The sequence below is a fragment of the bacterium genome (assembly GCA_037128595.1).
GTDB lineage: Bacteria > Verrucomicrobiota > Kiritimatiellia > CAIKKV01 > CAITUY01 > JAABPW01.
In genome coordinates this window covers 71,949-79,618 of the sequence record JBAXWB010000027.1, presented here as the reverse complement: position 1 = coordinate 79,618, position 7,670 = coordinate 71,949, and the positions used below count along the sequence as shown (strand labels likewise).

Genomic DNA, 7,670 nt, shown 5'->3' with positions numbered 1-7,670 from the left:
ATGCGGTGGATTCGACGAACCAGTATGTTCAGATTGGTGAGACGGTGACCTACCAATTGGCGGTGACACTGCCGGAAGGCACGATCAGTAACCTGATGGTGACAGACCTGATTCCGAGTGGGATGCAGTATGTGACCAACCGTGTGGTGACGACCGGCTTTGGTGGCGCATTGGGGTCGCCGATGGGTATCGTGAGCAATGGCAGTAGCGGGTCGCCGGTGTCCTTTGTATTCACCAATAACACGGTGGTAACGAATAACAACGATGCTAATGATAACACCTTCTCGATACAAGTCGATGCGGTGGTGTTGAACACCAACATTAACTTCGGGACGGCGGCGGGAACACAGACCTTCTTCACCAACAAGTCGGTGGTAAGTTTTGCCGGGAACGCGCTGCCGGCAATAACGAATGGGGCGGTCATGACGACCAATGTCGAGCCGGTGATTGCCATCAGCAAGGCCTTCAGTACGAATGTAATGGATGCGGGTGACGTGGTGACGGTGACGCTGGTGGTGACAAACACAGGCCTGGCGACTGCGTTTGATCTGAACATCACCGATGCCGTGAATACCGTGTATTTCGACACCAACAACAGTGTGGCCAGTTTCACCGTCAATGGGCTCGCCCCGACGGGCTATGTCCTGAGGGCGATTAACGGCGGATTGCAGATAGTGTCGGATACAAGCACCTCCTTCGAGCCGACGAATAGTCTTGAAGTGCATGAGGGCATTACCTTCCGCTATCAAATGAAGGCAGCCCAGACGGTGCCGCCGAATACCAGCGTGACACTGGTGGCGTCGTTCCAGGCTGATACGATGGCCGGGTCGCCGGCTGAACAGCGGGTGGTGAGCACGGCCAACGCCTCGGCGTCGGCGGCGATCCCGAATATCGTTGTCAGCAAGAGTTTGATCGGAACCAGTTTGAGTCATGAGTGGGAGTCGGCGGCCACCAATCTCCAGATTGGTGAAGTCGCCACTTATCTCATTAGCGTCACGATGCCTGAAGGGACTGTGTCCAATCTGGTAGTCACTGATCTGATCCCGGCAGGCATGCGATTTGTTGCCTACCGGTTGGTCACCCCCGCCCAGATGACCCTGGGGACGGCTGGTCTCGTAGGTGGTACCGGTGACGGGGTTCCGGCAGTGCTTACCCTTGCAGGGAATACGGTGGTCGGGAACGACAACAATTCAGGCAATAACACCTTGGGAATCGAAGTGGATGCGCGAGTGTTGGACGTGCCGCTCAATCATGGCAAGGCTGGGCAGCAGACGGTGTTTACCAACCTGGCGACGGCGGCGTTTTCCGGGCCGGGCACCAATACAGTGACATCATTGGAGGTGTATACCTACGCGGTGGAGCCGTCCTTGAAGATGCTCAAGACCATGTCGGGTCCGGTGAACGGGCTGGTCACCGTTACGCTGGTGGTGACGAACGAGGGGCTCGCGACGGCGTATGATGTGGTGGTGACGGACAGGTTTAATGCCGCGTATTTTGATACCTCCACGCTGGCCAATACCCTGTTGCCCGATGGGTTTACGTTTGCATCCAGCGGGGCACCCGGTTCAGCGACCATCACCCTGATGAGCGATGCCGGGGCGATCGTGCCTACCAATGCCATTCTGGCGGGTGCAACGAAAACCTTTGCTTTCACCCTGCAGTCGATCCTCAATGCCGGGCAGAGCATCACCAACGTCGCCTTCATTATCTCCAACAGCACGTTGAGCGGGGTGAGTGCCGATGAGCGAGTCGAGCCCGTTGTCAGCGGGACTAATGCTCTGGCGCTTCCGATGTCCACCATTACCAAGAGGGTGATCAGCCCTCTGGGCCGGGCGGCGGATGTGGGCGAGACGATCAGCTATGTGATTACCGTGACGAACCTGGGCAGCATGGGGATGGGCACGGTTTTAGTGGCCGATGAGTTTCCAACAAATTACATCACCTACCTGAGTGCAACGCCCGCACCCCAGACCTATCTGGGCAGCGGCACCCTCGTATGGTCGAACGTCGGTCCCTTGGCCGTAGGCGGGGGGACGAACATTGCCGTCAACTTCACGGCCTTGCACAATACCTATCCCGGCGTCATGACCAATCTGGTCAGTTCATCCGTGCAGACGACAAATGGTGCTTCGCCGGCGATCATCACCGGGAGTGTGACGAATGCCATTGTGCCGTCCTATGCGCTCAGCAAGACGGTGCTGTTCCCGGTGGGGCGCTCGGCGGTCACGAGTGGACCGGCAATCTTCATGATGACGGTGACGAATTCAGGCGATTTACCGCTGGCCTCCATTCAATTGGTTGACACCTTTGATGCGGCGGTGTTGCAATACAATGGAGCGGCCCCACTCCCCAATAGCACAAATGCGGGCACCTTTACGTGGAACAATATCGGGGGACTGCAGGTGGGTGGCACTGCGAGTGTGACAGGCAATTTTGTCGCGCTGACCAGTACGGGTAGCGGGAAGACCACCAATACGGTGATGAGTTCGGCGACATTCCAAGGGATTGGCCTGACAACGGCACGGACGAACGCGGCGGCATTGCAGGTTACGGCGCCGGTCGGGTATGCCGTGGTCCTGACGAACCCCGTTCCCGACGGCAGCAATATCACCTTTCAGCTCAATACGATCTCGGGTGCGGTGTATCATGTGATCTCGGTCTCCAATAATATCGACCATCCTTCCGGTCAGAATTGGCGCCATATGGTGACCTGGTCGAATATGCCGAGCTGGGTGACCTATACGGATACCAATGTAGTGCAGGAAGTCAGCAATACCCGGTTTTACCAGATCGTTTGGGAGGAAGCGGGCGTCACCCAGACGAACCCCGTCATGTATGAGGCGTTTGTGCAAAATCTGACGACAGGGTGGTGGCATGAGTTGAGCATGCCGGTGGAGTGTTTCGACTACGAGTTGAACAAGACCCTGGGTGATAAACTCAAGGTCGGGCTGCGGGGGGATAACGTGGACGGCGATCTGTTGTATGCCTTGCGCCAGGACGGGGTTTGGCAGAACTATATGCTTAACCATGCCAACAAGTGGGTCCGGGATGGCGTTGGCGAAGAAACGACTGATCGCATCAGTCCCAATGTTGGTTACTGGGTTAAGCGGCAGGTGGGCGGGGTGTCGACGAATATCGAGTACGCTGGGCCGGTCCGTCTGACCAGTGAGACGAACACCTTCCTGCCGGGTGTGTGGAAGATAATCAGTTGGCCATTCCCTCGTTCAAGGACAGAGGCCTTCGCGACCCGTGGAACAGATATTGGGTGGGGCTTTGCCGCAGCGGGTGCCCATGGTGATATCAACTGGCCCAATGCTGATCGCCTGTATGTGAGCAGCGGATTGACAACAACCATCCTGTATATGAGGCCGGATGGACGCTGGTACCGGGTGGGTAACTCATCTGCACCGGCGGCTGATGTCCGATTACAGCATGGCGTAGGGTATTACTATTACCACAGTGGGACGGGATTCACCTGGGCGGCGGAATCGCCAGCCCCGAACAGCAACTGGTGGCAATAATTTCAATAGGGGGCAAAATGAAACAAGTGATAATCAGTTTATTCGCACTATTGGGTGTGGGATGTGTTGCGTCTGAGGCCGCCTTGGTAACTGCTGTGGAAACCTGGGCAGGCACGAGTACAGTCGGGTGGGTGGCCTATGATCTGGTCAACGAAAGAGTGGTCAGTGATACGCGGAAATTTTTAGTCACGAATCAAGCGATGGCCGTGGTGTTCAAGTCATATATTGATCGGGACGGTATTGCTTCGATGCCCATGCCCCCGGAGAAATATCTAATCAAGGCTGATGCCGGGGCGTCTGGCGGTTTATTTACGGGGGATTACCTCAGCAATGGGGTGGCGGCGGTGAGTTTTCGTATCTATTGCGATTATCCCACGGAGACCTGGTTATCTTTCCGTAATGAGACGTCCACCCGGTGGTGGCAGTTGAGTTTGGGAATTCAGGCGACTGGGGCTTGGCAAACGGTGACCGTTCCAATCCTGCCGTCGGTTCTACGGGAGCTGCGTGGTGCCACCGACTGGAATTCCTTTGAGGCGGATTTGCGGAATGTCACATGGATAGGGGTGATTGTCCGAAGAAACAGCTCTATGAATGGACAAACCGTGAAAATTGATGATTTTTCCCTGACAGGGCCGGGTGCGGATTTTGCAGCGTGGATGGCCCAATTTGGGAGTTCCGTCGATGTCGCAAGAAAAACGGTGTTGCCCGATGGTGACCTTGACGGTGATGGCGTGGCCAATGCCTCTGAATGGGTAGCTGGGACCTCGGCGGGCGACTCCAATGATTGCCTGCGACTCTCGATTGAGCCGGGCATTCAAAGTCGTCCGCGATTACGCTGGAATGCAAAGGCTGGGCGGGTATATAGTGTTTTGAGAAGTACCGATTTAACGCAGGGGTTCAGCAAGATCGGCACCGATGTTGAGGGGCAATCGGCGGCGGGGGAAGTAACCTATGATGATGCCGAAATGGATGGACCGGTGTTTTACCGGATCGATGTGAGGGGCGCGCAATGAACAAAACCTTAACAAGAGTGCTTAAAGTTGTGTGTCTGCTTCCCTTTATTGCGCTGGGAGTTTTGGTATTGCCAGCAAAAGGCGCACCGGTGCTGGGCACCGATAGTTTCGACGCTCCTGGCTACGATGCTTCAGGTTGGCAGAGTGTTAGTCCCGATGGTATCGCTACGATCCCGCACAATGGTGGAGTATCTGATAGCGGTTATTTCCAGTTGTCTTTTCCTGATGTTGGCAACCTCGGTTCCGAATATGGGTACATTTTCAATAATGATCTTAATCACACCGGCAATTATTCGAATCATATCGTATCTTTCAGCTTTTGGGTTTCGCCGGTTTCTGATCCGACCGTCGCCCTGAATTTCTATTTTAAATCACAAAGTGGAAAGACGTGGCTTCTTGACTTTCAAGTTCCGGAAAATGCATGGACTTCGGTCTCAGTGAATTTTAACGGACTCAATTGGAGTTCTTTGAATGGCGGGATTGACTTCATGGGGGATGTGTCCCGCGTGACGGAAATAGGTATACACGTGGATCACTTAACCGCGAACGGGTCTGCCTTCACCTATGGCCTGGATAACTGGACGACCAGTATTCCTGTTCCGGAACCTGAATCCATGGCTTTGGCACTAGTGGCCTTCATTTCTCTGCTATTGACCTTCCGGCAACCCATCCTGGCGTTTGTGCGGAAACGTAGCCGCGCCTGATAAGGCGTGGCTCTTCAAGGCTTGCTCCACATGAATTCTGGTTTTGACAGAGCAAAACCCTCCTTACATACTGGGAGAAACCGAAAAATAAATAAGGGCTTTGAAAATGACCATTAAATCAGATGTATTTGGCAAATTGGCGGATGGGCGTGAGGTGCGAGTCTTTACCCTCATCAATAAATCGGGTGTAGAAGCCCGGATTCTCGATTATGGCGGCATTGTTGTATCGCTCAAGGTTCCGGACCGGAATGGAGTGATGGGTGATGTCGTCCTGGGTTTTGACAACCTTGAAGACTATGTCGCGAAGAGCCCTTATTTCGGTTGTCTCGTGGGGCGGTTCGGGAACCGGATTGCCCACGGTAAATTTTTCCTGAATGGCAAACAATATACCCTGGCGCTCAACAACAATGACATCAACTCGCTCCATGGCGGCCTCATCGGTTTTGACAAGGTAATTTGGGATGCCGCGACGGCACTGACACCCAGTGGCCCGGCACTGACCCTCACCTATGTCAGCCCGGATGGTGAGGAAGGCTTCCCAGGGACATTGTCCGTTACCGCCGTGTATACGTTGACCGAGGACAATGCCCTCGCTTTGGATTATACGGCAGTAACCGATCAGGACACGGTGGTGAACCTTACTCACCATTCCTATTTCAATCTGGCCTGCAATGGGGATGTACTGGATCACGTTGTCACCATTAACGCCGATGCCTTCACCCCGGTGGATGAAGCCCTTATCCCGACCGGGGCAGTATGCCCCGTTGAAGGCACGCCTTTTGATTTTCGCAAGCCGCGGAAAATCGGGGAGCGCATCAACAGTCCTGATCCGCAGTTAAAATATGGTGGCGGCTATGATCATAACTGGGTCCTGAATCACCCTGCTGGGAAACTGGCACTGGCGGCCACGGTGGCAGAGCCAACATCTGGCCGGATGATGGAAGTCCTTACCACTGCACCGGCTACTCAGTTCTATACGGGCAACTTTCTGGAGGACCCCGTTGGCAAGGGTGGCCGGATTTATGCGGTTCGCACCGGGCTCTGTTTCGAGCCTCAGCATTATCCGGATTCCCCAAACCAGCCGTCATTCCCAAGTACGGTCCTGAAACCCGGACAAGTCTATAAGAACACTATTGTCTACCGCTTTTCGGTAACGAAATAAATGAACCCCGGGAAAAACAGGGTGGGGTTCCACACGGATGAAGGAAGGGCCGCCGGGCCGTTCGTTGGTGGGGTTCATTCCGGCCAATCCCGGGTGGTTCCCTCGATGTTGCGGCAGATCAATGCCCGCCGGATCATGGATTTGCTCTGGCAGGAAGGGCCGGTCTCAAGGGCCGAACTGGTTCGCCGCACCCATATCAGTGCCCCGACGATGTCACGGTTGATGGAGACGCTTGAGCGCGACGGACTGGTGGAATGTGACCCCGAGCGTCAGCATGGTTCAGGTCGGCCGGCCGCGATTTACCGCCCGTCCCGTCAGGGGGCGCAGGTGATGGGGGTGATGGTCGGGATCCAGAACACCCATGTGACGGCAACGGGGGTGGACGGAACGTTTGATTCCGGGCGTTCGCTTTCTTTTTCCACCCCGCATACCTATGGTACCTTTTTATCCACGCTTTCGGACCAGGTCGAACGGGTACGGAAAATGGTGAAGGCCCCTTGCCTCGGGGTCGGTTTCAGTGTGCCCGGCTTGGTGCTCGATTCAGAGCAACGGATCGCCCTTTCTCCCAATCTGCATTTTCTGGATGGTTGTCAGCCAGGGATTGATCTGGAACAACGCCTGAAGGTTCCCGTCCTGTTGCATCAGGAGGAACATGGATTTTGTATGGCGGAGCGGATGTTCGGGGCCGCACGGGGTCTGGATAATTTCGCGGTGGTGGACATCTGCGACGGACTCGGTATGGCCGTCGTGAGCGGGGGGCGTCTGGTAACGGGAAGCCGCGGCTTTGGCGGCGAACTGGGCCATATGACGATTGATCCCGAAGGCGAAGTCTGCGGCTGCGGGAACCGGGGATGCCTGGAAACGGTGGCCACTGATCTGGCCTTCGCGCGCAATGTGTCGCGGCAGGCAGGGCGGAAGGTCAGTGTTGAGGCCGCCGTGAAGGCCGTAGGTGAAGGCCGGTGGAATGCCGCTGAACTGATGTATGACACCCTGGACACCCTGGCGCGGGGGATCGGGATGATCATCAATGTATTCAATCCGGAATTGGTATTGGTGCATGGGGCTATTTTCGATGCCCGGGACAGCGTCCTGGGTACCTTTTGCGATAAAGTCCGCAGCCATGCCTTGCGGCCTTCCTTTGAAGGCTGCCGCATTGGGCGCACCACCGTGGATAAACGCCTGGGCGGTGTGGCGGCCCTTCTGGACCGGCTCTGAGTTTTATTTTATTGACTTAATAACGAAACATTAGAAACTATCCTGACACATCTAA

Annotated in this window: 5 protein-coding genes; all 5 read left to right on the top strand. The window is 55.4% G+C overall.

Translation table 11 applies throughout. The features are described 5' to 3' along the window. The coding region (locus WCS52_15460) for a hypothetical protein (protein MEI6168580.1) at positions 1 to 3,521 on the top strand (3,521 nt) is incomplete at its 5' end. Positions 3,522 to 3,538: 17 nt separating this feature from the next. Continuing rightward, positions 3,539 to 4,534, top strand: coding sequence for a hypothetical protein (locus tag WCS52_15455; protein ID MEI6168579.1), 996 nt, complete (start codon positions 3,539 to 3,541; stop codon positions 4,532 to 4,534). Continuing rightward, on the top strand, positions 4,531 to 5,238 hold the full coding sequence (locus WCS52_15450; GenBank protein MEI6168578.1) for a hypothetical protein: 708 nt from the start codon (positions 4,531 to 4,533) through the stop codon (positions 5,236 to 5,238). Before WCS52_15455 ends, WCS52_15450 begins: the two co-directional genes overlap by 4 nt. Positions 5,239 to 5,344: 106 nt before the next feature. Beyond that, a complete protein-coding gene (locus WCS52_15445) occupies positions 5,345 to 6,400 on the top strand; it encodes an aldose epimerase family protein (GenBank protein ID MEI6168577.1) in 1,056 nt (351 codons plus the stop codon). Beyond that, positions 6,401 to 7,615, top strand: coding sequence for an ROK family transcriptional regulator (locus WCS52_15440; GenBank protein MEI6168576.1), 1,215 nt, complete (start codon positions 6,401 to 6,403; stop codon positions 7,613 to 7,615). Positions 7,616 to 7,670 lie beyond the last annotated feature (55 nt).

What these genes read in the sequence shown, in the direction of transcription:
- WCS52_15450 (MEI6168578.1), top strand. Translation starts at nt 4,531, where the DNA reads ATGAACAAAACCTTAACAAGAGTGCTTAAAGTTGTGTGTCTGCTTCCC.
- WCS52_15440 (MEI6168576.1), top strand. Translation starts at nt 6,401, where the DNA reads ATGAACCCCGGGAAAAACAGGGTGGGGTTCCACACGGATGAAGGAAGG.
- WCS52_15455 (MEI6168579.1), top strand. Translation starts at nt 3,539, where the DNA reads ATGAAACAAGTGATAATCAGTTTATTCGCACTATTGGGTGTGGGATGT.
- WCS52_15445 (MEI6168577.1), top strand. Translation starts at nt 5,345, where the DNA reads ATGACCATTAAATCAGATGTATTTGGCAAATTGGCGGATGGGCGTGAG.